The following is a 26,458-nucleotide window of genomic DNA, read 5'->3' on the forward strand; positions in this document are numbered from 1 at the left end:
CCATTGGCGCTCTTTTTAATTGTATGTTATTTTTATAAGGAATCGGTAATCATCAAATTTTACGGGGTCGTTATTTTTAATAGAATGTGATTTCCATTTATTGGTCGCTTCAAGTCTTGTTTCTTTACTGCCTTGTTTTATGATAATTGGCATTTTGAAATCGGGGACATCTGTAATCCATCTGAATTTTACTTCTTTGTTCTTGACAGCTACTTCCAGTTCGGGAATATTTTTATACCTGAGGTATTGCTCAAAAACAGGAGTCAGTTCCCGACCGGTTTCAGTATTAAAAAAGGTAATTACGGTTTGGGTGTCTATAATCTTATGACGGTAGGTTTCGGAATATTTCAGAAGCAATTTCCACCATTTCTGGTCGTCATTAACAATATGCCGAAGCGTGTTCAATAGCAATGCTCCTTTGTAATACATGTCAGTTGAGCCTTTATCGTTAACTCCATAGTACCCAATAATAGGGCTTCTGTTGGAAACGCGTTTTTTTTGCCCGTTTATGTATTCCATCGCTTTTTCATAACCATAAAGGCATTCTACAAATACGGATTCTGAATAGGTCGTAAATCCTTCGTGAATCCACAAGTCTGCTATATCTTTTGAAGTAATGCTATTGCCAAACCATTCGTGGCCACTTTCATGAATGGTAATATAGTCGAAAAGCAAGCCAATACCCGTGCCGGAAATGTCACTTCCCTGATAACCCTTTCTGTATTTATTTCCGTAAGCAACAGCGCTTTGGTGTTCCATACCTAAATAAGAAGTTTCAACAAGTTTGTAACCATCTTCAGCAAATGGATATTTGCCAAATTTAGCTTCGAAACAATCCAGCATCGGTTTTACTTCTTCAAAATGCTTTTTTGCTTTTTCTTCATTTTCAGGCAGCACATAATAATCAAGGTCCAGTCCGTTGTGGTTATCATGGATATGAACATAGTCTGCAATATTGACCGTGATATCATAAGTGTTAATAGGGCTTTTTACTTCCCAATCCCAACGGGTGTAACCGTTTTTCAGATTTTCACTGCCCTTAAATTTTCCATTGGAAACATTCATCAATCCGTCAGGTACGGCAACCTTTATGGTAGCGCCAAAATCAGGTTCGTCACTTTGGGAATCTTTTACAGGATACCATAAGCTGGCTCCCGTTCCTTGTACGGCAACACCAATCCAGGGCTTTCCTTTGCTATCGGGTTTGAATACAAAGCCTCCATCCCAGGGAGGGTATTTTGCAATTTGAGGGTTGCCGGAGTAATAACAACGTATTGTTTTGTCTGTTCCATCAACAGCCAATGGTTTTGGAAAAGTAATAAAAACAGCATCAAATTCTCTTTTATATTCGAGAGACCTGCCATCAAAAATGATACTGTCGATTTTCATATTTTCGAATAAATCGACCTGAATTTTTTGAGTGTTTTTTACTGTTTTAAACGTAATATCGTTATAACCCCTAATCGATTTTTCTTCCGGATTGATAGTAATGTTCAGGTCATAGCGCTGTACATCATAACAAATTCTTTCAAAAGAAAAACCGCCACGCAAAGAATCTTTCCTGGTGAATTCCTGGGCAAGGCTGTTCTGAAGCCCACACAAAAGAATAAAGAAAGGGAAGAATCGTTTCATTAGTGGACTTTATAAGGTTGTGGTTAAGGTTTTTGAGCCTTGATAATCGTAAAAGTACGGATTTTTATTTCGCCCGTATTGCTCAAAACTTCTTCTGTTTCAGATAAGATTTTTTCAATACGGAATCCGGCGTTTTCAAGCAATGATTTTGCCTTTTCAGTATCATAAAGTTCGAATCCGTATTTTGAAAAAGGAATTTTTTCCATTACTTCTTTCGGAATAAAAGCCAGAATAAAGGAGCCTCCCGACTGTAACACTCTAAAAATTTCATTTATATATTCTGCGGGATTTTTCCAGAAATAAATAGTATTGGCAGTGAAAGCACTATTGAAAAAAGAATCGGGATACGATATTTTTTCACCGTCAGTTAGTTCAAAAACGGCTCTTTCGGTAGCAGTAAATTCAGAATTGAGCCTTAAGGCTTCCTCAATCATGAGTTCTGATACGTCTATCCCATAATAATTCAGATTGGCTTCCTTCTCAAATAAATATTTTATATGGATTCCGTTTCCGGGACCAATTTCTAAAATCTTTGAATGAGGCATGATTTCAATTTGCTCTATTGTGTGACGAATCATGTTGTCATTCGCAACATTCATACTGTAAGCTGTCTGTATGCCACTTTCTCCGTTAGGATGGCTCAATTGTCCTGCAAGTTCCTGAAGTTCTTTTTCTGAAAGATTTCCCATAGTGGTTAAACTTGAATTACACCAAGGTTAAATTGCTTTTCGATAGGAGCGTGGTTGGCTGCTTCAATTCCCATGGAAATCCAGGTTCTGGTTTCTAATGGGTCAATGACGGCATCCGTCCATAGGCGTGAAGCGGCATAATAAGGAGACACCTGGGCATCATACTTGGCTTTTATCTTGTCAAAAAGCTCCTGTTCTTTTGCTTCGTCAACGACTTCGCCCTTTGCTTTAAGTGATGAAGCCTCAATCTGCATTAATACTTTGGCAGCCTGGGTTCCGCCCATTACTGCCAGTTCTGCGCTTGGCCATGCAAAAATCAATCTTGGGTCATAGGCCTTTCCACACATCGCATAATTTCCTGCGCCGTAAGAGTTTCCAACCACCACCGTAAATTTAGGTACAACAGAGTTTGAAACCGCGTTTACCATTTTTGCTCCGTCTTTGATAATACCGCCATGTTCCGATTTGCTTCCAACCATAAATCCGGTTACGTCCTGCAAGAAAACCAAAGGTATTTTCTTTTGGTTGCAATTGGCAATAAAACGCGTTGCCTTATCCGCAGAATCCGAATAAATAACGCCTCCAAACTGCATTTCACCTTTTTTGGATTTTACAACTTTTCGTTGGTTGGCAACGATTCCTACTGCCCAACCGTCAATTCTGGCATATCCTGTAATGATAGTCTGGCCATAGCCTTCTTTATACGCTTCAAATTCGGAATTATCGACCAAACGTTTGATGATATCCATCATGTCGTATTGTTCCGTTCTTAATTTAGGCAGTATACCGTAGATTTCTTTTTCACTCAAGGCTGGTTTTTCGGGTTGTATTCTGTTAAATCCGGCTTTTTCGTAATCCCCGATTTTGTCTACGATATTTTTTATTTTGTCTAAAGCGTCCTTATCGTCTTTCGCTTTGTAATCAGTTACTCCTGAAATTTCACAATGAGTGGTTGCACCGCCCAATGTTTCGTTATCAATGCTTTCGCCTATGGCAGCTTTTACAAGATAGCTTCCGGCCAGGAAGATACTTCCGGTTTTGTCAACAATTAGCGCCTCATCACTCATAATAGGAAGGTAGGCTCCACCGGCAACACAGCTTCCCATAACGGCAGCAATTTGTGTAATGCCCATGCTGCTCATAATGGCATTGTTTCTGAAAATTCTTCCGAAATGTTCTTTATCCGGGAAAATTTCATCCTGCATTGGCAGGTATACTCCGGCACTGTCTACCAAATAAATAATAGGCAGTCTGTTTTCCATGGCAATTTCCTGGGCACGAAGGTTCTTTTTTCCTGTAATCGGAAACCAGGCTCCGGCCTTTACTGTAGCATCATTGGCTACTACGACACATTGTTTTCCTTTGATGTAGCCTATTTTGACTACAACGCCTCCGGATGGACAACCGCCATGTTCAGCATACATGCCGTCGCCTACAAATGCGCCTATTTCGATACTTTCTTTTTTAGGGTCGAGAAGGTAATCAATTCTTTCCCTGGCGGTCATTTTACCTTCTGCGTGTAATTTTTCTATTCTTTTTTCGCCTCCGCCCAGTCTTACTTTAGCGAAGCGTTGCTTTAAATCAGATAATAAAAGTTTGTTGTGGTCTTCGTTTTTATTGAAGTTGATATCCATAATGTATAGAGTGTATTTTGCTTATTTTTTTGAGATTGCTAAAATACGAAAACGTTTGCAATAAAAAAGGAATCGGCTTTCAGGAAGTGCTTTCCAATATTACCAAATCGTAAATTTTAATAACTGCTTATTTATGATTTATTAATATTGTCTTAACATTAAAGAGATACATTTGCACCATTAAATAACAAACCTATGTCTTTAAACAGTATTTTCCAGTTTTTAGTTCCTAAAGATAAAAAGTTCTTCCCTCTTTTCGAACAGGCTTCACAAAATTTAATCTTATTGGCTGAAACTTTGCACGAGGCAGTAAATGCGCCAAAGCTAGAAAGAGAGAACTATTTCAGAAAAATCGAAGAGCTAGAGGCTATTATTGAGGAAATTACACACAAAACGCACCTGGAGCTAAGCAGAAACTTTATTACTCCATTTGACCGTGAGGATATTTTCGCCCTTGTAAAATCAATGGATGATGTGGCAGATTATATGCATGGTGCTGCCAGTAGAATGCGTTTGTATCAGGTAGAAAAAATCACGAAATCAATTCGTAAATTGACTGAAATCAACCTGGAAGCCTGCCAGCATATTGGTATTGCGATAAAAGAGTTGAAAGATTTGAAAAATCTTAAAGCGATTGCAGATGCCTGCAAAAAAATCAATAAGTTGGAAAGTAAGGCAGATAACGTTTTTGACAAAGCGGTTGCCGATATTTTTGAAAATGAGACTGATGCTAAAAATATCATCAAGTATAAAGAAGTTTTGTCTGCACTTGAATCTGCATCAGACAAATGTAAGAGCGTAGCAAACGTTTTGGAATCTGTGGTAGTTAAGCACTCCTAAATCATTTTTGACTCAACAATCTTATGGATTTTACAATATTAATTGTCATAATCGTTCTTGCATTAATCTTTGATTATATCAACGGTTTCCACGATGCAGCGAACGCGATTGCAACTATTGTTGCGACAAAGGTGCTTACTCCGTTTCAGGCTGTTGTCTGGGCTGCGTTCTTTAACTTTCTGGCCTATTGGGTTTTTGGATTTGGTGTTGCCGATACGGTGGCCAAAACAGCCAATACGATGGAGATTAACCTGACGGTTATTTTAGCGGGAATCATAGCCGCAATTTGTTGGAATTTATTGACCTGGTGGCTGGGAATTCCTTCCAGTTCTTCACATACTCTGATTGGTGGTTTTGCCGGTGCGGCAATTGCCCATGCCGGTTTTGACGTGGTTACATGGTACAAGGCGGCAAGTGGTGGTGGAATGCCTTCAGGGGTTATAATTATTATTGCCTTTATTGTCCTTGCACCGTTGCTCGGGGCATTGGCTTCCTATCTCATTTCGATTTGGCTTCTTAATTCATCTAAAAAAAGCATTTATCCCAAACTGTTTACAGGAGCTTTGATGATTGCCACGGTTGTATTTGTTGCCTATCAGATGATACCTTATGACAAGATTAAAAAACCTCGTTTTGATTCTCATTTTTGGAGTGTTGTTTTTGAAGCACATAATATCAAATGGTTTTTGGTGGCGTTTATCATACTGTCTGTAAGTACATTTTGTTTGTTCTTTAGCAGAATGAGCCATAGTAAATCAGAATCCTGGCTTAAAAAGATGCAGCTTCTTTCGTCTGCGGCTTTCAGTTTAGGACATGGTGGAAACGATTCTCAAAAAGTAATGGGTATTATTGCGGCGGCTGTAGCTGTTTATATCCACACAAATGGCTTGCCACAGGAAAGTATGCCGGAATGGCTGAATGTGGTACTTCCTGATGAAACAGGAGATTTCCATATGCCATCCTGGATTCCCCTTGCGTGTTATTCTGCTATTGCAGCCGGAACATTGAGTGGTGGTTGGAAGATTGTAAAGACCATGGGATCTAAAATTACAAAAGTGACCTCGTTTGAAGGAGTTGCCGCAGAAACAGCAGGAGCTTTGACTTTGTATTTTACAGAACACTTAAAAATCCCGGTAAGTACAACCCACACAATTACAGGTTCGATTATTGGAGTAGGTCTGACTAAGCGTATTTCTGCCGTTCGTTGGGGAGTTACCGTTAGCCTGATATGGGCCTGGGTACTAACTATTCCGATTTCAGCTATTTTAGCAGCATTGTTTTACTATGTTCTGAATATGTTCCTATAACGAAACAATATACACTAAACCACTGCTTTTGCGGTGGTTTTTTGCTTTTAGTAGATTCTTAACCTGATGTTGGAAACGAAATTATTATTTTTAAAAAATATCTTAAAATGGAGGGAGAAAAAGATTTAAACAAATTATTAAAGTCTATGAAACCTATTCTAAACGAAGGAGAATATGTTTTCTGTACTATAAAAGAGATTGGCAAAATTGATTTAGATAGCATTCTTTTGTTATTTAAAGAAGAAGAGGGTCTTACGGTTATTTTAGAAAAGAACGTTGCTGACAGTCTATCTTTAGATTATAGTTTTATAGCTTCCTGGATTACCTTAACAGTTCATTCGTCGTTAGAAGCAGTTGGGCTTACTGCAGCATTTTCAAAAGCACTAAGTGATGAAAAAATAAGTTGTAATGTGGTTGCGGCCTTTTATCACGATCATATTTTTGTTAATAAAGATGATTCGTCAAGAGCAATGACTATATTAGAAAAATTTTCAAATTAACAATCTTAATCAATATAAATACCTGTACTGATTTTAATAGCATTAAATACTGTTAAAGATTTTTGTCCATATATTCTTCGAGAGATAATTTAAGCTGATCTAAAAGTGCTGTTCAGGAATATACTGTCGTTTTCATCCGATGGTGATGAATATCATTTAAAGAAGCTCTGAATAATACTTGAAAAATATTTATAATAAAGACACTGATATTGTTTGTCATTTTGAAAAAAGTATTGGGTAAATCGTAATGAATGGCACATTAGTAAATAATAACTAAAGCCAACAGTAGTTATCCAAAATATAGGTTTTTGTGGTAAATTCATGTTTTGGTTTCGCAAAAAAAACACTATCTTTAAAATAAAATATTCGATTACGAAGTTCGCAACTTCGGGTAGCATTTTAAACCCAAAACCTATCAGACACCGACTTCGAACTTTATAAAACGTTGTGTAGTAAAACGTTTTTTACGAATCTTTTTAATAAAAACAAAAAAAATGAAAACCAGAAACTTTATTATTCTTTCAATATTGGTAACAAATGTAGCTATGGCCCAGCTTAAAAAAGTTGATTATAAAGACAACGGGCAAATTTTAAGTGGTTTTTCTGCAGTTCCTAAAAAAGCACTAGCAAATAAACCTGGTGTGCTTATTCTTCCGGCATGGAAAGGAGTTGATGAACATTCCAAAGAGATTGCAACCAAGCTGGCAGATATGGGATATTATGCTTTTGTGGCCGATATTTATGGAGCAGATAAAAGACCCAAAGACACAAAAGAGGCAGGCGAAAAATCCGGATATTATAAAACAAACATAAAAGAATACCAGAACAGGATTTCGCTCGCTTTGGTGGAATTGGTAAAACAGGGTGCTAATGCTGACAATGTGGTCGTGATAGGCTATTGTTTTGGAGGTACAGGTGCATTGGAAGCGGCAAGAGTTAATATGAAAGTAAGGGGAGTAGTATCATTCCACGGAGGTTTGGGTAAAGATGCTTCCCGTGAAATAAGTGCCATACAGCCAAAAGTGTTGGTTCTTCACGGAGCAGATGACCCGTATATTTCAGAAAAAGAAATCAAGGATTTCCAAAATGAAATGAGAACGGCCAAAGCCGACTGGCAAATGAATTATTATGCTGATGCAGTTCATGCATTTACTGAAAAAAGTGCCGGAAACGATAATTCGAAAGGAGCAGCTTATAATGAACTGGCAGATAAACGTTCCTGGGAAGCAATGAAGTTATTCTTCAACGAAGTGTTGAAATAAGAATTACAAAACTTTGCGGCTCTACGTCTTTGCGAGCAATAATTTCACGTAAAGGCGCAGAGCCGCAAGGTTTAAAATGTATAAGTTTTTTAATGGTGTGAGATTTCAGTTTCTTCCTGCTTATAGATAATAGGCAGTGAGATAAAAAATGAAGTACCTAATTCCTTTCCGGGACTTTTGGCAAAAATTTGCCCTTTATGCAATTCCACAAACGACTTGCAAATGGATAATCCTAATCCGTTAGAACTTTCTTTTCCGGTTGGTTTGGAACTTAATTTGGCGAATTTTTTGAAAAGTTTATCGGCGTCTTCATCATTCAGTCCTTGTCCCTGGTCCTGGAACTCAATTTCTACAAAATCATCAATTTTTTTAGCAATAATTTTGATTGTGGTATTGCTGTAAGAATACTTGATGGCGTTGCTCAAAAGATTATGGAGCACATCAGAAATTTTGGTTTTGTCGATATTGATTTTTGGGAGCGTATCTTCAATTGTCAATTCAATTATCTGGTTCTTTTTGTTAGCCAGTAATTCAAAATTGTTTACCAAACGGTCCAGCATTTCTTTCAGGTCGGCTTCTTCAATAGAAAGTCTTTGTTCTTTCTCGCCGTCTTCAGAGAGCTTAAGCAGGTCGGTTAGCTTATTTTGTATGGTAGCGACACAATATTTAATCATATCGGTCATCTTTTGCGTTTTTGATGAGTCAAGCCTTAAAATGTCGTTAGCAAGGCTTATGGATGCCAGCGGATTTTTAATTTCATGCAGGGCAATACCCATAAGTTCGTTTTGTGACTTGATAATGGTGTTGTAGCGCAGCCTGCTTTCGAGTTTGTTGATTACAATATCAGCAAGTGTTCGTAGCATATCCATTTGATGTTCTGTGACTTCTTTGGGCGCACTGTCAATAACACAAACGGTTCCTACAGAATATCCTTCAGGAGTTTTTAAAGGAGCGCCGGCATAAAACCGTATTCCATTTTGAGAATTGACAAAACGATTTTCAGATAAATCAGAAATAGCCCGGGTATCACTAAAGACCGTAATTTTTTCATCCAGAATTGCCAGCGAACATAAGCTGTCTTCTCTTCGAACTTCTGTTGCCTGAAAATCGCCTATGTTAGCCTTAAAGTAAACACGGTGTTCGTCAACAAAAGTTACGAAAGCATTTTTGGTATTGAATATTTGCGACGCCAATAGGGCAATTTTGTCAAAGGTGTCTTCCGAATGCGTATCAAGAACCTGATAGTCATAAAGTTTCTGAAGCCGTAAAGCTTCGTTATTCGGAATAAATGAAATGGACTTTTTGTAAATCATGGCATTCTCCAGATTAAGACCTTAAATCGGTTTTAATTTAAGAATCTCAGATAAAGATAGGACTTCTGTTTGGAGAAATTGTTACACTTAAACCATAATTTCTTAAAAAAATATTAAAATAATGAAAAATAAAAAAGCGAATCATATCTCATTACCAGTAAATTAGGGGTCTGAGCTATAATTCGCGATTTTATGTTTGTATGATTATTCCTCTTCTTTTTGTCCCATCATCATTAAAAATGCTTTGAGGAACTCATCAATTTCACCATTCATAACAGATTCCACGTCACTGGTTTCCTGTTCTGTTCTTACATCTTTTACCAATTTATACGGATGCATCACATAATTTCGTATCTGTGAACCCCATTCGATTTTCATCTTTTTGGCTTCAATTTCGTCCCGCAGCGCCTGCTTCTTTTTTAATTCGATTTCATATAATTGCGATTTCAGCAATTGCATGGCTTTGGTCTTGTTATCTAATTGAGAACGGGTTTCAGAGTTTTCGATAATGATTCCAGTCGGGTGGTGGCGGAGTCGTACGGCTGTTTCAACCTTGTTGACATTCTGTCCGCCCGCACCACTTGAACGCATGGTTTCCCATGAAATATCAGCAGGATTAATCTCGATTTCAATAGTGTCATCCGCCAATGGATATACATACACCGAAGCAAAAGAGGTATGGCGTTTTCCATTGCTGTCAAAAGGTGAAATTCGTACGAGGCGGTGAACGCCATTTTCGCCTTTTAAATAGCCAAAAGAATAATCGCCTTCAAATTCAAGTGTTACTGTTTTTATTCCGGCAACCTCGCCGGCCTGAAAGTTCAGTTCTTTGATTTTGTAGCCATTCTTTTCACCCCACATCATATACATTCGCATCAGCATTTGGGCCCAGTCACAGCTTTCTGTACCACCGGCTCCTGCTGTAATCTGCAATACTGCGCTTAAACTGTCGCCTTCATCAGACAGCATGTTTTTGAACTCAATATTTTCGATATGCGTATTGGCCAGATTGTATTGTTCGTCCAATTCTTCGGCGGTCATTTCGCCTTCTCTGTAAAACTCATAAGCCAATTGCAGTTCTTCGGCCAGAGAAACAGCTTTGTCGTAATCTTCAACCCACTTTTTCTTGGAACGCAGCATTTTAACATGTGCTTCGGCTTCTTTGGGGTTGTTCCAAAAATCAGGAGCTAGTGTTTTTTCTTCTTCGTTAGCAATTTCGATTAGTTTCTTATCGACGTCAAAGATACCTCCTCAACGCACCAAGGCGTTCTACAATACCTTTAATTTGTTCGGTAGTTGTCATAAATTTTATACTTTTATACCCACAAAAATAAGGTATACTTTTGATATTATGGAAATAAATTTAGTAAGCGATACGGTAACAAAACCGACAAATGAAATGCTACAGCAGATGTTTAGTTCAAAAGTAGGCGATGATGTATACAAGCAAGACCCGACCGTCAATGAATTAGAAGAGATGGTCGCCAGTATATTTGGGATGGAAGCAGCGCTTTTTTTTCCCTCCGGAACGATGGCTAACCAAACGGCAATTAAATTGCATACCAATCCAGGCGAGCAGATAATCTGTGATAAATGGTCGCATATTTTTCATTACGAAGGTGGTGGAGCATCATTTAACAGTGGCGTTTCCTGTTGTTTGGTTGATGGAAAACGAGGAATGATTACGGCAGAACAAGTCAGAGAATCGATTAATCCTCCGGAATTTTACCACAGTCCTTTAACCAGTCTGGTAAGTATAGAAAATACGACAAACAAAGGTGGGGGAGCTTGCTATGAAATAGAAGAGCTTGCTAAGATTAAAGAAGTCTGCAAAGAAAATAACTTAAAATACCATTTAGACGGTGCCCGTTTGTGGAACGCCTTAGTGGCAAAAAGACAAAATCCGAAGCACTTCGGAGAATTATTCGATACGATTTCCGTCTGCCTCTCAAAAGGATTAGGCGCGCCTGTAGGTTCTGTATTGTTAGGAAGTAAAGAAACAATGGACCGTGCCTTAAGAATCAGAAAGATGTTGGGTGGCGGAATGCGTCAGGCGGGCTATTTGGCAGGTGCCGGAATTTATGCCTTAAAGCATAATGTGAGCCGTTTGCAGGAAGACCATAACAAGGCAAAAGAACTGGCTTATATACTTAAACAATTGCCTTGGGTAGAAAGCGTTGAACCTTTGGAAACCAATATCTTGATATTTGCCGTAAAACCGCAATATAATGAAGATGTTGTGATTGAAAAATTAAAGCAGAAAAATATTTTTATCAGTTCATTAGGCAAAGGTAAACTCCGAATTGTCACCCATCTGGACTATAGAGATGTTATGCATACCTATGTCATAGAAACGTTGCAAAAACTAACTTTTTAGCTGTACGCTCTAGGCTTTAAGCTGTACGCCAATCGCTTACTAATTAAAGCCTAAAGCATATTGCTTACAGCCTACAGCTTATCGCTTACAGCTATTTAAACATATCCATACCCGGAATATTAGGCATGCCGTCTTTTGCTACTGCGCCTAATTCTGCTTCGTTTACAGCCGTTGCTTTTTGGATGGCTTTGTTCATAACTAATACCAGATAGTCTTCAAGTTGTTCTTTGTCTTCCAGTAAACTGTCGTCTATTTCTATTGATTTTACTGTACGGTTAGCCGTAAGCGTAACTTTCAAAAGCCCGTCGTTGCTTTGCTCGTCAATCAAAACAGAATCAAGCCTTTTTTTAGTTTCTTCTATTTTTTGTTGGGTTTCTTTTAGTTTGCCCATCATGCCCATTAAGTCTCCAAACATTGTTGATAATTTTTATGATTTATAATTGCGAAATTATTAAATTGCATAGTCATATTCAAGGGAGAATTAGATGAAAAATAAATTAATTTTATGTTGCCTTTGTATTATTTTTGCAACTTCATATTCGCAAAATACATTCCGTAAAATGTCAATAACAATACCCCCGCCAACAGCAAAAAAAATACCTAAAACGCTGGAAAAGCACGGCGATAAAAGAGTAGACGATTATTTTTGGTTAAATGATAGACAAGACAAAGAAGTTATTGACTATCTGAATAGCGAAAATCAGTACTATGAGGAGATGACTGCTCATACCAAAGGATTGAAAAATTTGCTGTTTGAGGAAATGAAAGGCAGGATTAAAGAAGACGATTCTTCCGTGCCTTATTTTTTTAATGGCTATTGGTATATAACACGTTTTGAAACCGGTAAAGATTATCCTATTTATGCCAGAAAAAAAGGCAGCCTTACGGCAAAAGAAGAAATTCTTTTTGACTGCAATGAGATGGCAAAAGGGCATTCCTATTTTCAGTTAGGAGGAGTGAGCATTAGTCCGGATAATAAATACGCTTCTTTTGGAGTGGATATTATAGGAAGAAGAATTTATACTATCCAGGTAAAAAATCTCCAAACCGGAAAGCTGTTTGAAGATAAAATTGAAAATACAACAGGTAGCTCAACATGGGCTAATGATAATAAAACCTTGTTTTATACACAGCAGGATAAACAGACCTTGCGTTCGGATAAGGTTTTCAAACACAAACTTGGAGGCAGGCAAGAACAGGACGTTTTGGTTTATGATGAAGTAGACGATACGTTTAATGTTTCTGTAAGCAAGGAAAAATCAAAAAAATATATCGTAATCAGTTCTTCAAGTACTTTAACGACAGAATTCAGGACGTTATTAGCAGATGACCCGGATGGTGAATTTAAAGTTTTCCAGCCCAGAGTCAGAGGAATGGAATACAGTATAGCTCATTATGGCGATAGCTTTTACATATTGACCAATAAAGATGATGCAACCAATTTTAAATTGATGAAAACGCCTGAAAAAGCGACTTCTATGGAAAATTGGAAAGATTTGATTCCGCATCGTGAAGACGTGCTGCTGGAAGACATTGAAATTTTTAAAGATTATTTGGTTCTTGGTGAACGTTCTAACGGATTAAACAAGATAAGGATTATGCCCTGGAATGGAAAAGGGGAGTATTATCTGCCGTTTGACAGCGAAACCTATACCGCTAATATTTCTACAAATCCGGACTTTGATACGCAAATTCTGCGTTACAGCTATCAGTCACTTGGAACCCCATCTTCCGTAATCGATTTCAATATGAAAACGAAAGAAAAGGAAATCAAGAAGGAGCAGCAGGTTTTGGGCGGAAAGTTTGACAAGAAAAATTATGTAGAAGAAAGAGTTTGGGCTACTGCTGAAGACGGTACTAAAATTCCTATTTCCATGATTTACAGAAAAGGAATGAAAAAAGATGGTAAAAATCCATTGCTGTTATATGCCTATGGTTCTTATGGCGCTACTATGGATCCTTATTTTTCATCTACCAGACTATCGCTTTTAGACAGAGGATTTATTTATGCCATTGCCCATATTCGCGGAGGTGAAGATATGGGAAGATTATGGTATGAGAATGGTAAATTACTCCATAAAAAAAATACTTTTACTGATTTTATAGATTGTTCCAAATTTGTAATTAAGGAAAAATATACCAGCGCTGAACATCTTTATGCCGAAGGTGGTTCTGCCGGTGGTTTATTGATGGGAGCGGTTGTAAACATGGCACCTGAACTGTATCATGGTGTTATTGCACAGGTTCCTTTTGTAGATGTTGTAACGACTATGCTTGATGATACAATTCCGCTTACTACAGGGGAATATGATGAATGGGGAAATCCAAACGAAAAAGAATATTATGATTATATGAAATCCTATTCGCCCTATGATAATGTCAAAGCACAGAATTATCCAAATATGTATGTGTCAACAGGACTTCATGATTCGCAGGTTCAATATTGGGAACCGGCGAAATGGGTCGCCAAATTAAGAACCTTGAAAACGGATACTAATTTGTTATTCCTTGATACTAACATGGATGCGGGGCATGGAGGTGCTTCAGGAAGGTTTGAAGCATTGAAGGAATTAGCTAAGGAATTCAGTTTTTTGTTAGATTTAGAAGGAATTGAAAACTAATTAGATTTTTTTTGTTAAATTTGCAAGGATTTGAGGTCAATAAAAATTCAATGAGTTGCCTTGATTAACTATTTTTTTATGAAAGAAGAAATAAAAGCTTATAATAACGTATTGGAATTAATAGGTAATACCCCACTTATTAAGCTCAATAAAGTCACTGAAAATATAGAAGGTAATTTCTACGCAAAAGTAGAAGCTTTTAATCCGGGACACTCCACTAAAGATAGAATTGCATTATATATTATTGAGGAAGCCGAAAGACAAGGGATTTTGTCACCAGGCGATACAATAATTGAAACGACATCAGGAAATACGGGATTCAGTATTGCAATGGTGAGCATTATAAAAGGCTACAATTGTATTTTGGCAGTAAGTTCAAAATCATCAAAAGATAAAATAGATATGCTGAGAAGTATGGGAGCCAAGGTGTATGTTTGCCCTGCCCATGTTTCAGCAGACGATGAAAGGTCCTACTATAATGTTGCAAAAAGACTTCATGAAGAAACAAAAGGTTCTGTTTACATCAACCAGTATTTCAATCAACTGAATATTGATGCACACTACCAAACAACCGGACCGGAAATCTGGGAGCAAACCAACGGAAAAATTACACACTTGGTTGCCTGCAGCGGAACAGGAGGAACTATTTCCGGAGCCGCAAAATTCCTTAAAGAAAAAAATCCAAACATTAGAATATTAGGTGTTGATGCTTTTGGTTCTGTATTGAAAAAATACCACGAAACAAAAGAGTTTGATTCTAATGAAATCTACCCATACAGAATCGAAGGTTTAGGGAAAAACTTGATTCCAACAGCAACCGATTTTGATTCTATCGACAAATTCATAAAAGTAACCGACGAAGAAAGCGCACACGCTACAAGAGAAATAGCCAAAAAAGAAGGTTTATTTGTAGGGTATACTTCCGGAGCCGTTCTTCAGGCTATCAAACAATATGCTGAAGAAGGTGAATTTAATAAAGACAGTAACGTAATTGCTATTTTCCCTGATCATGGTTCAAGATATATGAGCAAAGTATTTAGTGATGACTGGATGAACGAACAAGGATTCTTCGATAGCGTAAATGCTGAAGAAGCTCAGAAAATAGAATTCATAAAATAACCGATTTTATAAAGCATAAAAAACTCCGGAATTTCCGGAGTTTTTTTATTTTAATCCGTTGAGAACAGTTTCGGTTAGCCTTTTGTTACCTGTCCTGAACCGCTGATGTTTTTCTTTATACTAGGATTGCCTGTATATTTTACAACCCCTGAACCTTGAATATCGGCAGTAAGGTCTTTTTCGGTTTTTGTTTTGACATATCCGGAACCATGAATAGCCGCTTTAGTGGTTGATGAAGTAAAATCAGAAGCATCTACACTGCCTGACCCGCTAATTTCTGCAGAAAAAACATTGGCTCTTCCGTCTAATTCTATTTTGCCGGAGCCATTAATTTTGGCGTCTGCAGTATTGGCATTAAGGTTCATTTCAACTTTTCCGGAACCGTCTATTTTTATAGAAGCAGCATCAGCGTTTACATTATCCAAATCTATTTTTCCAGAACCGCTTACTGAAGCAACAAACTTATTAGACTTTATAGAAATTTCTGATTTGATACTTCCAGAACCTGAAAGGCTTACTTCGTCTAATTGTTTAATCGGGACCTTTACAACTACTTCGCCTTTAAGGTTTAGTTTTTTGGTACTCTTGATATAAATCTTAAGCGTATTTCCTTCTACTTCGGTAATCAGGTTTTGTAGTGTTTTTTCATCTCCTTCGGCAGTTAGAGTATTTGAATTGCCCGCTACCAGAACTACTTTTGCTGAACCTCTCGATTCTACTTTTGAAAAATTACCAACAGTTCTGCTTTCTGTCTTGGTTTGTGAATTTGCCACGGCAATAAAGAATAAGCCGAATAGCAATAAGAATTGTGTTTTTTTCATGATGATTTAATTAAATGATTGAATCGTAAATTTATGCAATTCCTACAAATAAAAAAACTCCTGAGTATTCAGGAGTTTTGTATTAAAGATAATTCTGTGTTTATTCTTCCATGGTATGGTAAACGTTTTGAACGTCGTCATCTTCTTCAATTTTTTCCAAAAGCTTCTCTACGTCTGCTATCTGGTCTTCCGTAAGTTTTTTGGTTACCTGTGGAATTCTCTCAAATCCGGAAGAAAGGATTTCAATGCCTCTGTTTTCCAATTCTTTCTGGATGGCGCCAAAACTTTCGAATGGAGCATAAATCAGGATGCCGTCTTCATCAGCAAAAATTTCTTCGGCACCAAAATCAATGAATTCCAATTCCATTTCTTCAATGTCGATTCCTTCTGCAGGAATTCTGAAGTTGCAGGTATGGTCAAACATAAACTCTACAGACCCCTGTGTTCCTAAAGTTCCGTTGCATTTGTTGAAATAGCTTCTGATGTTGGCTACAGTTCTGTTATTATTGTCTGTAGCAGTTTCAATCAGGATTGCAATTCCGTGTGGTGCATATCCTTCAAATAAAACTTCTTTATAGTTTGCCGTGTCTTTGTCCGTTGCCTTTTTGATAGCTCTTTCAACATTATCCTTAGGCATGTTCACAGCTTTGGCATTTTGGATAACTGCCCTTAATCTGGAGTTGGACTCCGGATTTGGACCGCCTTCCTTAACCGCCATTACAATATCTTTTCCAATTCTTGTAAATGCTTTAGCCATTGCTGACCAGCGCTTCATTTTTCTATTTTTTCTGAACTCAAACGCTCTTCCCATTTCTAAAATTTTTTTAACGTTGCAAAAATAAGTTTTATCCTTTTTTATTTCAAATCTATTTTAATCTTTCGGAACATGTTTTGAAATAAATTGTTCACCGGCCAGTTCCCATTCCGTATTAACGGCTATTTTGTTCTGGTAAAACTTAGAATTCAGCTTATTGTATTCGCTGATTTCGTTGTTTACGGATTTTACCAGATTGTTGAAATTGTCAATTTCCTGTTTTGTCCTGTTTTTTTCAGGTTTTTTATCCAAAGATTCTTTAGTGTCCTCTACCTGTTGGTTCAGCATCAGGAATGAAACTACTTTAGGCGTAAGCTCAATCGCCTCTTTTTTATAAAATTCAAGTGCTTTTTTTGTCGCTGCAATCAGACTGGCATCCTTATTAAAAGGAACTGTTGTTTTTAGCTTTTCCAAACCTTCATTGGCATAAAGTTCCAATGAAGAAGCGTGTTGTTGTATGGCATTCAGGTCTTTTTGTTCAATTGATTTCATCAGATTTATATCGGTTACATTCACTTTGAAAAAGATAAGGAACATTTCCGTATGGTATTTGAAGACGGCATTTGAAGCCTTCATTTTTTTGCTTAAATCGGAATTATCATCCGTAATCTGAATATTGTATTTATTCCCAAAAAGTTTCTGGTTGGCGTTGAGCTTTTCAACTTCATCATTGATTTTTTCATTTACCAGGTCACGTGCCATAATATAGGCTTCCATAAAATCATATGATTGTTCTGCAACTTCCTGCATGTCGATGATTTTTTCATATTCGTCATTGATGTATTTTTCCGAAATCGACAGATAGGACAGGAGCTGGTCTCGATATTCAGTGTCTCCTTTGTAGCCGTTTTTCAGCCCGGCTATTTTCTTTGAAGCATTTTGTATCGATTTGAGCAAGGCTTTTCGGGAAGCATCAATTCTTCTGGCACTTTTGCTGTGTGCAACAGCTTTAGTGTAATTCCACGTATTTCTGGAAATAGCAGCAGATTCTTTCCCGATAAAGTTCAGATAATCAACAGGAGTTCGGAAATCCTGGGCTTTGGCTAGCGTTATGGCAAATAAGGCAAAAATGGCAAGTACGGTTTTTTTCATGGATTGTCTAGTTTTTTTTAGTGGCGTAATAATCGGAAATAATGTTGATGCCTTCCAAAACATAAGCATTAGTCTTTAAGTCCTTAATACGATATTCGCTAATGCTTTTCTGGAACTCATCAAATTTCAATATTTCTTTTTCGTAGGAAGTATTCGCAATTTCAAAATCAATTGGTGTTTCCACTATCTTTTTTACGGAATCAAAAAACGCATCAATACTGTGTACATCTTTGAATACGCTTTCAAAATTTAACAGGATTGGATCTTTTGGAGAATTGTATATGGAATTGATTTTTGTATTGATAGCGTTTATTTCATTGAAATAGGCATTGTTGCTGACTCTTTTTTTGCTTTGTGTAATCAGATTTTCAAAATCACTTCTTGAATAAGGAACAAACTTAGCCTTTGTAGTAATGACATCATTTTTTAATGCCGTTTTACTGCTTTTTTCCCTTGAAATAATACCGTCATATAGGGTTGGAATCGCTACATCAGGAACAACTCCGGTTAGCTGATGGCTTTTTCCCGTAATTCGGTAGAATTTTTCAATGGTCAGTTTAACAAAATCCTGTTCGTTTCCGTTTTCTATTGGAAGTATTTGCTGCATGGAAGCTTTACCTAATGTTGTTGCTCCTATAATAATAGCTCTGTTATAGTCCTGCATCACAGAAGCAAAAAATTCACTGGCCGAAGCAGAATTTCCATTTACCAATACGACTATTGGGCCATTATATACAACACCCCGATTGAAATCCTTAATGATTTTTTGTTCTTTCTTATTGTTGACCAAAACGGAAATAGGGCCAGCGTCAATAAACATTCCGGACAGTTTTATGGCTTCTTCCATAGAACCGCCCCCATCATCCTGAAGGTCAAGTATCAGTCCTTCAATATTATCTTTTTTTAACTTTAGAATTTCCTTTGCAACGTCATCCGAAATACCCTGAACCGTGTTCCTGTCAAAATCAGTATAAAAACTCGGAATATTGATATATCCAATGCGGGTGTTGTTTTTTGACACTATATAGCTGTAGGCCGCATGGTCGTCTGCCTTCATTATTTTTTTCTGAAGCGTGACATCGTATAATGTTCCGTTTTTCTTTCGCATTGAAAGTGTAATTTCTTTGTGAGTATCTGAAAAAATAATACTCCCAATGGTTTCCAGAGAACTGCAGGAAACGAGAAAATCTTCTCCTTTTTTGGGAGATACTTTAATTACCTGGTCTCCTTTTTCTATGATTTCTGTTCTTGCGGCAGGGCCTCCCGGGACAATTTCCTGAACAATCAGCTCCTCATTTTCATTCAGGGAGACATACATTCCCAGAGAAAAATTATCAGTGGAAAGTTCAGATAGGAAAGAGGATTTGGTGTCGTATGAAAAGTAGGAGGTATGCGGGTCAAAGTAGGAACAGAAAATAGAGTAAAAACTGTTTCGGATGTTCTTTTCGATACCTTCTTTGGAGTCCACCCTGTTGGTGATTTTACAAAGGGCTGTCTCGAATATTTTTTCCCTTGATTTTTTTTCAAGACTTGCAAAGTTCTGTTTTAGGGAATCATAATTTTTACTGGTCTTGGCAATATCTTCCAAAATATCAAAACGCAGCCTTTTTGCAAAAACTTTGCTCACGTCTTCTGCTTTTACATAAAACGGAAAATTCTTTTTGGTAAAACGGACTGTATCGTTTGTATTGTAATCCAGTTTTTCTTTCTGTAATTTTTCAATGGCAGTCTTGCTTCTTTCCAGAGCTTTCTTATAGGTTTTGGAAAAATCTTCGAAAAAAGAACAGTCGTTACCGGCAATATAATCATCAAATTTGAATTTGTACTTTGACAGATAATCATATTCCGTTTTCAGGAAAATATTTTTGTCCGTATCCAATTCATTCATTAATGTTTCAAAAACATAAACCGATAGGCTGTCGTCTACCGGTTTAGGATTGAAATGCTCATGTTGGATGAGCTTGTTTATTTTTATAAGAACATCGCAGGATTTACCGCTATCTTGTGAATGTGATACAAAAGGGATAAACAGTAAAAACAGCATGATTCTATTCATATATTTTATTTTTTATAAAAGGGCAATTTAACGACTTTGGCCGGGATGTCATTTTTTCGGATACGGATAAAAATCTCACTATCTACTCCGGAGAATTCTGTGGTAACGTAGCCCAGACCAATACCTTTATTCAAAGATGGTGCCATAGTCCCGGAAGTTACTACCCCGATGATGTTTCCATCTTTGTCAACGATTTCATAGTCATGGCGTGGAATTCCTCTTTCTGTCAATTCAAAACCAACAAGCTTTCTTAAAACTCCGGCTTCTTTCTGTTTTAGAAGGTTTTCAGAATTGGTAAATTCTTTGTTGAATTTAGTAATCCAACCCAAACCGGCTTCGATAGGTGAAGTTGTGTCATTAATGTCATTCCCGTAAAGGCAGAAGCCCATTTCAAGACGAAGCGTATCTCTTGCCGCTAATCCGATAGGTTTGATACCATATGATTTTCCGGCTTCAAATACCTTATTCCAGATTTGTTCGATGTTTTCGTTTTTTGCGTAGATTTCAAAACCGCCCGAACCGGTGTAGCCAGTTGCAGAAATGATTACATCCGGTACTCCGGCAAAATCTCCCACTTCAAAGTGGTAGTATTTGATTGCAGCAAGGTCAACAGACGTCAGCGACTGCATTGCCTCAACGGCTTTTGGTCCTTGTATGGCTAATAATGAATAGTTGTCAGAGATATTTCTCATTTCAGCACCAACGTCATTTTTTGTAGAAATCCAATTCCAGTCTTTCTCAATGTTAGAGGCATTCACAACCAGCAAATATTGGTCTTCTTTCATTTTATAAACAATCAAATCGTCTACAATACCGCCATTTTCGTTTGGAAGACAAGAATATTGTGCTTTGCCTACGGTTAATGTAGAAGCATCATTTGTGGTTACTTTTTGGATTAAAGCCAAGGCATTTGGACCTGAAATAAGGAATTCTCCCATGTGTGAAACATCAAAAACTCCAACTCCATTACGAACAGTTTCGTGTTCAATATTTACTCCTTCATATTGTACTGGCATATTATATCCTGCAAAAGGAACCATTTTAGCTCCAAGACTTTCGTGAACGTGCGTAAGCGCGGTATTTTTCATTTGTGCTGTGTATAAAAATTAAAGTTGCTAATTTATTGTTTTTTTTGCAGTTTCAAAGGCGAAATCCGTGGATTTTTTAGGAATATTATACCTTGACGAGATAAATAATTATCAAGGTTTTTTATATTTGAAAACAAACAAAAAATATGAAATTCAATATCAGGACAACAGTACTATTTTTTTCTGTATTTTTTTCTGTGCAGTTGTATGCGCAGAAGCAGGTTGCTATTACGATAGATGATATTCCCAATACAAAAAGATTCCAAAAGGATGGATTTCAGTCTTTATTATTGAAAAAACTGGATTCGTTACGATTACCGATTGCTATTTTTATCAATGAAGGAAAAATTTATGAAACAGATTCTGTGTCAATCAATTTCCGCTTGTTGGAGAATTGGGTTAAGCGAAGCTACATTACGCTGGGCAACCATAGTTTTAGCCATTTACGCTATTCTGATGCAGGACTAACGGTTTTTGCCAATGATATTGATAAAGGAGAAGCTATTACTAAAGAACTGGCAAAAAAATATAGTAAGCCACTAAAACATTTCAGATTTCCGTTTAATGATTTGGGAAAAGACACATTGCAGCATAAAGAAATTGAAAATTACCTGACACAAAAAGGATATCGCATTACGCCTTATACGGTTGAGAGTGAAGATTGGGCCTATAGTACGGTTTATGAATATTACCTCGCCAAAAATGATATTGCGAATGCCAAAAGTACAGGGGAGAAGTATGTCAGGAAAACTATTGAATTTTTCGAGTTTTTTGAAGAACAGGCAACACAGCAATACAAGAGACCTATCCGACAGATTTATCTATGCCATGATAATGCACTGAATGCAGAGTATTTACCTAAAATTGTAAAACTGCTAAAAGCAAAAGGCTATACTTTTGTGAGTCTTGACGAAGCCTTACAGGACAGTGTTTACCAACAACAGGATAATTATTATAAAAAATGGGGAGTTTCCTGGCTTTACAGATGGATGAAATCTCAAAAGGAAGCTACAGCTATTATGCGAAAAGAACCAAACAATAATGAAATAGAAAGGCTGTATAAGGAAATCACAAAAGAATAAGTACAATTAAAAATCCCGATTGTAAACTAATCGGGATTTTTTGTGAGGGCTGACCAAAATTATTTTTGGTCGATATATGTTTTATTTCCGTTTTTGTTGATGTAGTATTTACCGCCTTTAGGTCCTGTGTAAACCTTCTTGCCGTTGTAATATTCGCCAGATGCCTTATCCGCGACTTTTGCTTTAGCAGTTTCTACTTTTGCATCTGCTTTTACCTTTGCAACATCCGCTTTTGCTTCCGTTTTTGTTACCGCAGCTTTTTCTTTGGCTTTTGCAGTTTCTACTTTTGCATTGGCTTTAGTTTTAGCAACATCAGCTTTTGCTTCTGTTTTCGATTCTACTGCCTTTTCTTTGGCCTTAGCTACATCTTTCTTGGCAGATTCTTCTGCTTTTTTTGCTTTTGCATCCGCTTTTTCAACAGCTTTCTTACTGTCTGCTTTTGCCTGGGCTACTTCTGCTTTTGCTTTCTTCTTCGCCGTTGTTTCCTGGGCGCTCATGTAGCCTGAAAATAACAAAGCAATACCTAAAACAATTAATTTTTTCATACTTTGTGTTTTTTAATTTGAATTAAAATTAGTAAATTAATTAATACAAATGAATAGATTTGTAGTACAAATTAAACATTTCAAATCATTATGAGATTTCTACAGCTAATAGTGTGCCTAATTGTTCTTTCGTCTTGCAAAAATCCACAAGAGGTGATTTATAGCGATGCTCTTTTGTCAAGCAATCGTGAATATATTGACGAAAATGCTGCGATTCTGGAAGCGGCCAAAGCTAACATCAGCGATACTGCTTTTGTGAATTTAAGGGATTATGGTAAAGATTTCTTTTATGATATGAAATATGCAACAGAAGACAATTTCCTGAAAACAAAAGTATACGATTGCGCGGAATGCTATCTCCGGTTTAAAACCGTTAAAGCTTTAATCAAAGCGAATCAGGCGTTTTTAAAACTTGGATATAAGATTAAAGTATATGATTGCTACAGACCTCTGGATGTACAAAAGAAGATGTGGGCAATAACGCCAAATCCGACTTATGTGGCCGACCCGGCTAAAGGTTCCATTCATAATAGAGGAGGGGCTGTAGACATAACGCTAACAGATTATAGTGGTAATGAATTGGATATGGGAACAGGATTTGACCATTTCGGACCGGAAGCGGCACATGACTATAAAAACATTTCGGCAGAAGCTGCAACCAATCGAAAGATTTTAAAAGAAATAATGCTGAAAAACGGATTCCGTTCTTTTGCTTCGGAATGGTGGCATTACAACCTGATGAGCGCTTCGACTTTACCTGTATCTAATTTTACATGGGACTGCAAGAACTAATCTAGTTCAGGCATTTAAGATGGTCGATAAAGAAATTTTCAGGATAGGATTTCTCTCCGTTTAATTCGGAAGTAAGTTCCTTTTTCATAATATAGTCAACCGTTTCTGAAGCGTATTTTATACGGATTAACGTAATTGGGGATTTTTCCAACTCTTCCATCGTATTTTTCATAAATAAAAAGGCACCCGTAGAAATTCTAATATTGGAACTTTGAGCTTCATCGCGAATCATTGATCCGCAGCTTCCCTCATCAGAAATCAGCATGGTAATTATTTTGCCATTTGCCAATTGCAGGTAAACCCGTGAATTTTTATCGAAACAAAATGCCTTGATGAAATCTTTACTTTTTTGAATATTTTGGAAATTCAACAGTGGAGTACCATTGGCATTAATCAATGAGAAAAAGATATAACTCGAAGTTCCGGCAAAGTTTTTTTCATATACGATTTTTTGTACCGTTTCTTTATAGCTGCCTATGGAATCTGTAAAATTGGAACTGTATTCACATGATTTCTGGGCATAAACGCCCATTTGAAGCATTAAAAAAGTAAGTATAAGCAATCGTTTCATTCTTCTGTTTTTATTTTGGTGCAAAGTAATACTATTTTGTCATTATTCATATTGGTCGTAAAAAAACAATACAGGTTTCCTCCGTCACTTATTTTCCACTTTTTTCGAATGTTCTCAACGGTTTCCGGAAAATTCCGGATAGTAATATTGGCTTTTTTATTTTGTAGCAGTTCCTTCATTTCAGTTTTGCCGTATTTTATTACTTCATCAATCTGAAAGGTTCTTCCGGGAAAATCAACCAATTCATTGGCAGTATAAAGATGCGAATGCGGATGAAGTTTGTCCAGTTTAAATTTGGCGCTCACCGACTCAAAAAAGCCGGATTTCATTATTGAACTATTAGGTTCATAAAGATATTTTTTAGGCAATCCGTAAAAAGCATTTTCACTTTCACCCAGTACAAAATCCAGTTTTTCAGTCTTTTCTTTGGTTTTGTTTAAGGTAATAATTGTTATACTGCCGGTATAATCTTTTGAAATTTCCCAAAGCAATTCTTTGACTTCGTTTTCAATGGCTATAATATGGATGGCCTTTACATTGGTAAGTTCTGATAATCCTGCAGCAATATCCAGAATGGGAGCTGTTTTTATCAGCAGATTGTCTGAATATTCAAAATAGAATTTCTGCAATTCCGGAACATTGGGCAGGCAATCTTTTAAAAGGAAAACCTTTCCTTTTACATCACTTCGTCTTGATGGGTCAACATACATCCAGTCAAATTTCCGATTCAGCTTCTGCAGTATTTCCGAACTGTCGCCTGTAAAGCATTCGATATTTGAGGCATGGAGTATTTTAAAATTATGACTTGCAATCTCAGATAATTCCGCATTCATTTCACAATGAACAACCGATTCCATTTTTTTTGAAAAATAATAACTGTCAACACCAAAGCCCCCGGTCAGGTCAATCAGGCTTTTTCCGGATATTATTGCTGCTTTGCAGAAAGCTGTTTCTTCAGAAGATGTCTGTTCTATTGATAGTTTTGGAGGATAAACAATGTTTTTTGCTGCATACCAGCTAGGAAGTTTCTGTTCTGCCTTGCCTTTTGCCGCTATCTGGTTTAACAGTACGGCAAAGTCGATTTCAGGAAACGGATTTTTCTGGAAAGCCAGTTTTGAAATATCTTTCCTGATGTTGGCTTCTATAAAATTCTGGATTTCGGGTTTTAGAATGTCAGAAATCAAATGTTTCGGGTTAAAATTTTTACGATAGGATTTTGAGGGAAAAATTCTTTGGCAACTACTTTTACAATGGTATAAAGTGGTACTGCCACAATCATTCCCAGTACTCCAAAAATAAATCCGCTCGCCAGAATTACCACAAAAATTTCCAAAGGATGGGAATTGACGCTGTTGGAGAATATTAACGGAGTGGTGATGTTGTTATCAATAATTTGGGCAACGGTGTAGCCAATCAATACATATATGGTTGTCGATAGCATTTCGCCCTGTGATTCAGGGTCCATGTGGCCCAGCATTGTCAATATGGCAACAAGGACAGTGGCAATAAGCGGTCCGATATAAGGTATGATATTCAGAATTGCTGTGATAAAAGCGATAATAAATGCATTTTCCACACCAAAAATCAGCAATACGATTAGGTAGCAAATAAATAAAATGGTTACCTGTCCGATAAGGCCAATAAAATAACGGCTTAACAAGTGGTTTATTTTTCTGAAAGAATTCAGGATTTTGTCTTCGTGTTCGTTTGGAAGTATCTTCTTGGCATTGACGATAAAGAGTTTCTGGTCTTTCAAAAAGAAAAAAGTAATAAAAATGACAGAACCTATAGCGACACCAACATTTCCGAGTATTGAAACCAAAGAATTTATGAAATTAGGAATAAAATTCAGATTCAGTTTCGAGGTCAGGTCTGATTTTTTGACCATACTTTCGATGTCGATATTATGGTCTGAAAAATAACTCTTCAGTCTTTCAGTCAAATCCACCAAATCGGCTTCAAGTCGTGCTGTATCTAATAAAGAAAGATTTTCGCCCTGCGAAACGATTAACGGAACAAACATCATGATAAAGCCCGCCATGAGCAATATAAAGAATACCAGTGTTACTATAACTGCTACGATATGGTTGAACTTTAATCTTTTTTCCAGGAATTTGACAATCGGATTTCCAATCATGCTGACAATCAAAGCAATGAACAGGAAAAGTATAACGGACTGGATTTTATATAAAAGAAACAGCAAGAGCAAAATTCCGGTTATTACTGCCAAAGCACGCAATATTCCGTTAGCAATAGTTTTTGAGGTCACCATATTTTTCTTTTTAGAATCTAAATTTAGTTAA

General features: G+C 37.0%; 24 protein-coding genes. 9 read left to right on the top strand and 15 right to left on the bottom strand.

Annotated elements, in window-relative coordinates:
• Positions 1-15: 15 nt before the first annotated feature.
• Genes ASG38_RS15735 through ASG38_RS15745 form a run of 3 tightly spaced genes read right to left on the bottom strand, consistent with a single transcriptional unit; the run spans position 16 to position 3,955 of the window.
• Complete coding sequence (locus ASG38_RS15735; protein ID WP_056073277.1) at positions 16-1,632, bottom strand: M1 family metallopeptidase; 1,617 nt, start codon at positions 1,630-1,632, stop codon at positions 16-18.
• Positions 1,633-1,655: 23 nt separating this feature from the next.
• Positions 1,656-2,321, bottom strand: a complete 666-nt coding sequence (locus ASG38_RS15740) for a class I SAM-dependent methyltransferase (RefSeq protein WP_056073280.1) — start codon at positions 2,319-2,321, stop codon at positions 1,656-1,658.
• A gap of 5 nt (positions 2,322-2,326) precedes the next feature.
• The gene (locus ASG38_RS15745; protein ID WP_056073283.1) at positions 2,327-3,955 is read right to left on the bottom strand and encodes an acyl-CoA carboxylase subunit beta; all 1,629 of its coding nucleotides are present in this window, start codon (positions 3,953-3,955) and stop codon (positions 2,327-2,329) included.
• Positions 3,956-4,150: 195 nt separating this feature from the next.
• Between ASG38_RS15745 and ASG38_RS15750 the strand changes: the two genes are divergently transcribed.
• The 4 genes from ASG38_RS15750 to ASG38_RS15765 all read left to right on the top strand — a co-directional run bounded on the left by ASG38_RS15750 (position 4,151) and on the right by ASG38_RS15765 (position 7,864).
• The gene (locus ASG38_RS15750; protein WP_056073285.1) at positions 4,151-4,795 is read left to right on the top strand and encodes a DUF47 domain-containing protein; all 645 of its coding nucleotides are present in this window, start codon (positions 4,151-4,153) and stop codon (positions 4,793-4,795) included.
• Positions 4,796-4,818: 23 nt separating this feature from the next.
• Positions 4,819-6,102 carry an inorganic phosphate transporter gene (locus tag ASG38_RS15755; protein ID WP_056073288.1) on the top strand — a complete coding sequence of 428 codons (1,284 nt, stop codon included), beginning with the start codon at positions 4,819-4,821 and terminating at the stop codon, positions 6,100-6,102.
• A gap of 107 nt (positions 6,103-6,209) precedes the next feature.
• Positions 6,210-6,602 (top strand): ACT domain-containing protein, encoded by a 393-nt coding sequence (locus tag ASG38_RS15760; protein ID WP_056073291.1) that lies wholly within the window; start codon positions 6,210-6,212, stop codon positions 6,600-6,602.
• 494 nt (positions 6,603-7,096) lie between these two features.
• Complete coding sequence (locus tag ASG38_RS15765; RefSeq protein ID WP_056073294.1) at positions 7,097-7,864, top strand: dienelactone hydrolase family protein; 768 nt, start codon at positions 7,097-7,099, stop codon at positions 7,862-7,864.
• Positions 7,865-7,953: 89 nt separating this feature from the next.
• Here ASG38_RS15765 and ASG38_RS15770 read toward each other — a convergent pair whose 3' ends face one another.
• Both ASG38_RS15770 and prfB read right to left on the bottom strand, forming a co-directional pair.
• Positions 7,954-9,177, bottom strand: a complete 1,224-nt coding sequence (locus tag ASG38_RS15770; RefSeq protein WP_056073297.1) for a GAF domain-containing sensor histidine kinase — start codon at positions 9,175-9,177, stop codon at positions 7,954-7,956.
• A gap of 204 nt (positions 9,178-9,381) precedes the next feature.
• Positions 9,382-10,480 (bottom strand): peptide chain release factor 2 gene (prfB, locus tag ASG38_RS15775; protein ID WP_121366419.1). Its coding sequence is split into 2 segments (ribosomal slippage): positions 9,382-10,416 and positions 10,418-10,480, totalling 1,098 coding nucleotides; the frame shifts between segments, so codons are not numbered across the junction.
• Between the two features lie 48 nt (positions 10,481-10,528).
• Between prfB and ASG38_RS15780 the strand changes: the two genes are divergently transcribed.
• The gene (locus tag ASG38_RS15780; protein WP_056073304.1) at positions 10,529-11,554 is read left to right on the top strand and encodes a low specificity L-threonine aldolase; all 1,026 of its coding nucleotides are present in this window, start codon (positions 10,529-10,531) and stop codon (positions 11,552-11,554) included.
• A 91-nt stretch (positions 11,555-11,645) separates the two neighbouring features.
• Here the strand turns inward: ASG38_RS15780 and ASG38_RS15785 are convergent, their stop codons facing one another.
• Positions 11,646-11,969, bottom strand: a complete 324-nt coding sequence (locus ASG38_RS15785) for a YbaB/EbfC family nucleoid-associated protein (RefSeq protein WP_056073307.1) — start codon at positions 11,967-11,969, stop codon at positions 11,646-11,648.
• A 145-nt stretch (positions 11,970-12,114) separates the two neighbouring features.
• On the opposite strand from ASG38_RS15785, the gene ASG38_RS15790 reads away from it, so the two are divergent.
• Positions 12,115-14,175: a S9 family peptidase gene (locus tag ASG38_RS15790; RefSeq protein WP_369814326.1), complete on the top strand. Its 2,061-nt coding sequence runs from the start codon at positions 12,115-12,117 to the stop codon at positions 14,173-14,175.
• A 78-nt stretch (positions 14,176-14,253) separates the two neighbouring features.
• Positions 14,254-15,294: a PLP-dependent cysteine synthase family protein gene (locus ASG38_RS15795; protein WP_056073314.1), complete on the top strand. Its 1,041-nt coding sequence runs from the start codon at positions 14,254-14,256 to the stop codon at positions 15,292-15,294.
• 74 nt (positions 15,295-15,368) lie between these two features.
• On the opposite strand, the gene ASG38_RS15800 is transcribed toward ASG38_RS15795, so the two are convergent.
• The 5 genes from ASG38_RS15800 to gcvT all read right to left on the bottom strand — a co-directional run bounded on the left by ASG38_RS15800 (position 15,369) and on the right by gcvT (position 21,165).
• On the bottom strand, positions 15,369-16,115 hold the full coding sequence (locus ASG38_RS15800; protein WP_056073317.1) for a head GIN domain-containing protein: 747 nt from the start codon (positions 16,113-16,115) through the stop codon (positions 15,369-15,371).
• 100 nt (positions 16,116-16,215) lie between these two features.
• A complete protein-coding gene (locus ASG38_RS15805; protein WP_056073320.1) occupies positions 16,216-16,926 on the bottom strand; it encodes a YebC/PmpR family DNA-binding transcriptional regulator in 711 nt (236 codons plus the stop codon).
• Positions 16,927-16,986: 60 nt separating this feature from the next.
• Positions 16,987-18,021: a hypothetical protein gene (locus tag ASG38_RS15810; RefSeq protein ID WP_056073322.1), complete on the bottom strand. Its 1,035-nt coding sequence runs from the start codon at positions 18,019-18,021 to the stop codon at positions 16,987-16,989.
• A gap of 7 nt (positions 18,022-18,028) precedes the next feature.
• Positions 18,029-20,077 carry a S41 family peptidase gene (locus ASG38_RS15815; RefSeq protein ID WP_082482245.1) on the bottom strand — a complete coding sequence of 683 codons (2,049 nt, stop codon included), beginning with the start codon at positions 20,075-20,077 and terminating at the stop codon, positions 18,029-18,031.
• Positions 20,078-20,082: 5 nt separating this feature from the next.
• Positions 20,083-21,165, bottom strand: a complete 1,083-nt coding sequence (gcvT, locus tag ASG38_RS15820) for a glycine cleavage system aminomethyltransferase GcvT (RefSeq protein ID WP_056073329.1) — start codon at positions 21,163-21,165, stop codon at positions 20,083-20,085.
• 146 nt (positions 21,166-21,311) lie between these two features.
• Here gcvT and ASG38_RS15825 point away from each other — a divergent pair, with 146 nt between their 5' ends.
• Positions 21,312-22,247, top strand: coding sequence for a polysaccharide deacetylase family protein (locus tag ASG38_RS15825; protein WP_056073333.1), 936 nt, complete (start codon positions 21,312-21,314; stop codon positions 22,245-22,247).
• 59 nt (positions 22,248-22,306) lie between these two features.
• On the opposite strand, the gene ASG38_RS15830 is transcribed toward ASG38_RS15825, so the two are convergent.
• On the bottom strand, positions 22,307-22,792 hold the full coding sequence (locus ASG38_RS15830; protein WP_056073336.1) for a hypothetical protein: 486 nt from the start codon (positions 22,790-22,792) through the stop codon (positions 22,307-22,309).
• A 90-nt stretch (positions 22,793-22,882) separates the two neighbouring features.
• Between ASG38_RS15830 and ddpX the strand changes: the two genes are divergently transcribed.
• A complete protein-coding gene (gene ddpX / locus ASG38_RS15835; protein ID WP_056073339.1) occupies positions 22,883-23,584 on the top strand; it encodes a D-alanyl-D-alanine dipeptidase in 702 nt (233 codons plus the stop codon).
• A 1-nt stretch (position 23,585) separates the two neighbouring features.
• Here ddpX and ASG38_RS15840 read toward each other — a convergent pair whose 3' ends face one another.
• The 3 genes from ASG38_RS15840 to ASG38_RS15850 are packed head-to-tail and all read right to left on the bottom strand — an operon-like array spanning position 23,586 to position 26,427.
• Positions 23,586-24,155 carry a hypothetical protein gene (locus tag ASG38_RS15840; RefSeq protein WP_056073342.1) on the bottom strand — a complete coding sequence of 190 codons (570 nt, stop codon included), beginning with the start codon at positions 24,153-24,155 and terminating at the stop codon, positions 23,586-23,588.
• Positions 24,152-25,339 carry a class I SAM-dependent methyltransferase gene (locus ASG38_RS15845; protein ID WP_056073345.1) on the bottom strand — a complete coding sequence of 396 codons (1,188 nt, stop codon included), beginning with the start codon at positions 25,337-25,339 and terminating at the stop codon, positions 24,152-24,154. Before ASG38_RS15845 ends, ASG38_RS15840 begins: the two co-directional genes overlap by 4 nt.
• Complete coding sequence (locus ASG38_RS15850) at positions 25,336-26,427, bottom strand: AI-2E family transporter (RefSeq protein WP_056073347.1); 1,092 nt, start codon at positions 26,425-26,427, stop codon at positions 25,336-25,338. Before ASG38_RS15850 ends, ASG38_RS15845 begins: the two co-directional genes overlap by 4 nt.
• Between the last annotated feature and the right edge of the window lie 31 nt (positions 26,428-26,458).

The organism is Flavobacterium sp. Leaf359, from assembly GCF_001423985.1.
Taxonomy (GTDB): Bacteria; Bacteroidota; Bacteroidia; order Flavobacteriales; family Flavobacteriaceae; genus Flavobacterium; species Flavobacterium lindanitolerans.

Bases quoted from the DNA above. Each gene is read 5' to 3' on its own strand.
- ASG38_RS15735 (WP_056073277.1), bottom strand. From the start codon at position 1,632: ATGAAACGATTCTTCCCTTTCTTTATTCTTTTGTGTGGGCTTCAGAAC.
- ASG38_RS15740 (WP_056073280.1), bottom strand. From the start codon at position 2,321: ATGGGAAATCTTTCAGAAAAAGAACTTCAGGAACTTGCAGGACAATTG.
- ASG38_RS15745 (WP_056073283.1), bottom strand. From the start codon at position 3,955: ATGGATATCAACTTCAATAAAAACGAAGACCACAACAAACTTTTATTA.
- ASG38_RS15750 (WP_056073285.1), top strand. From the start codon at position 4,151: ATGTCTTTAAACAGTATTTTCCAGTTTTTAGTTCCTAAAGATAAAAAG.
- ASG38_RS15755 (WP_056073288.1), top strand. From the start codon at position 4,819: ATGGATTTTACAATATTAATTGTCATAATCGTTCTTGCATTAATCTTT.
- ASG38_RS15760 (WP_056073291.1), top strand. From the start codon at position 6,210: ATGGAGGGAGAAAAAGATTTAAACAAATTATTAAAGTCTATGAAACCT.
- ASG38_RS15765 (WP_056073294.1), top strand. From the start codon at position 7,097: ATGAAAACCAGAAACTTTATTATTCTTTCAATATTGGTAACAAATGTA.
- ASG38_RS15770 (WP_056073297.1), bottom strand. From the start codon at position 9,177: ATGATTTACAAAAAGTCCATTTCATTTATTCCGAATAACGAAGCTTTA.
- ASG38_RS15780 (WP_056073304.1), top strand. From the start codon at position 10,529: ATGGAAATAAATTTAGTAAGCGATACGGTAACAAAACCGACAAATGAA.
- ASG38_RS15785 (WP_056073307.1), bottom strand. From the start codon at position 11,969: ATGTTTGGAGACTTAATGGGCATGATGGGCAAACTAAAAGAAACCCAA.
- ASG38_RS15790 (WP_369814326.1), top strand. From the start codon at position 12,115: ATGTCAATAACAATACCCCCGCCAACAGCAAAAAAAATACCTAAAACG.
- ASG38_RS15795 (WP_056073314.1), top strand. From the start codon at position 14,254: ATGAAAGAAGAAATAAAAGCTTATAATAACGTATTGGAATTAATAGGT.
- ASG38_RS15800 (WP_056073317.1), bottom strand. From the start codon at position 16,115: ATGAAAAAAACACAATTCTTATTGCTATTCGGCTTATTCTTTATTGCC.
- ASG38_RS15805 (WP_056073320.1), bottom strand. From the start codon at position 16,926: ATGGGAAGAGCGTTTGAGTTCAGAAAAAATAGAAAAATGAAGCGCTGG.
- ASG38_RS15810 (WP_056073322.1), bottom strand. From the start codon at position 18,021: ATGAAAAAAACCGTACTTGCCATTTTTGCCTTATTTGCCATAACGCTA.
- ASG38_RS15815 (WP_082482245.1), bottom strand. From the start codon at position 20,077: ATGAATAGAATCATGCTGTTTTTACTGTTTATCCCTTTTGTATCACAT.
- gcvT (WP_056073329.1), bottom strand. From the start codon at position 21,165: ATGAAAAATACCGCGCTTACGCACGTTCACGAAAGTCTTGGAGCTAAA.
- ASG38_RS15825 (WP_056073333.1), top strand. From the start codon at position 21,312: ATGAAATTCAATATCAGGACAACAGTACTATTTTTTTCTGTATTTTTT.
- ASG38_RS15830 (WP_056073336.1), bottom strand. From the start codon at position 22,792: ATGAAAAAATTAATTGTTTTAGGTATTGCTTTGTTATTTTCAGGCTAC.
- ddpX (WP_056073339.1), top strand. From the start codon at position 22,883: ATGAGATTTCTACAGCTAATAGTGTGCCTAATTGTTCTTTCGTCTTGC.
- ASG38_RS15840 (WP_056073342.1), bottom strand. From the start codon at position 24,155: ATGAAACGATTGCTTATACTTACTTTTTTAATGCTTCAAATGGGCGTT.
- ASG38_RS15850 (WP_056073347.1), bottom strand. From the start codon at position 26,427: ATGGTGACCTCAAAAACTATTGCTAACGGAATATTGCGTGCTTTGGCA.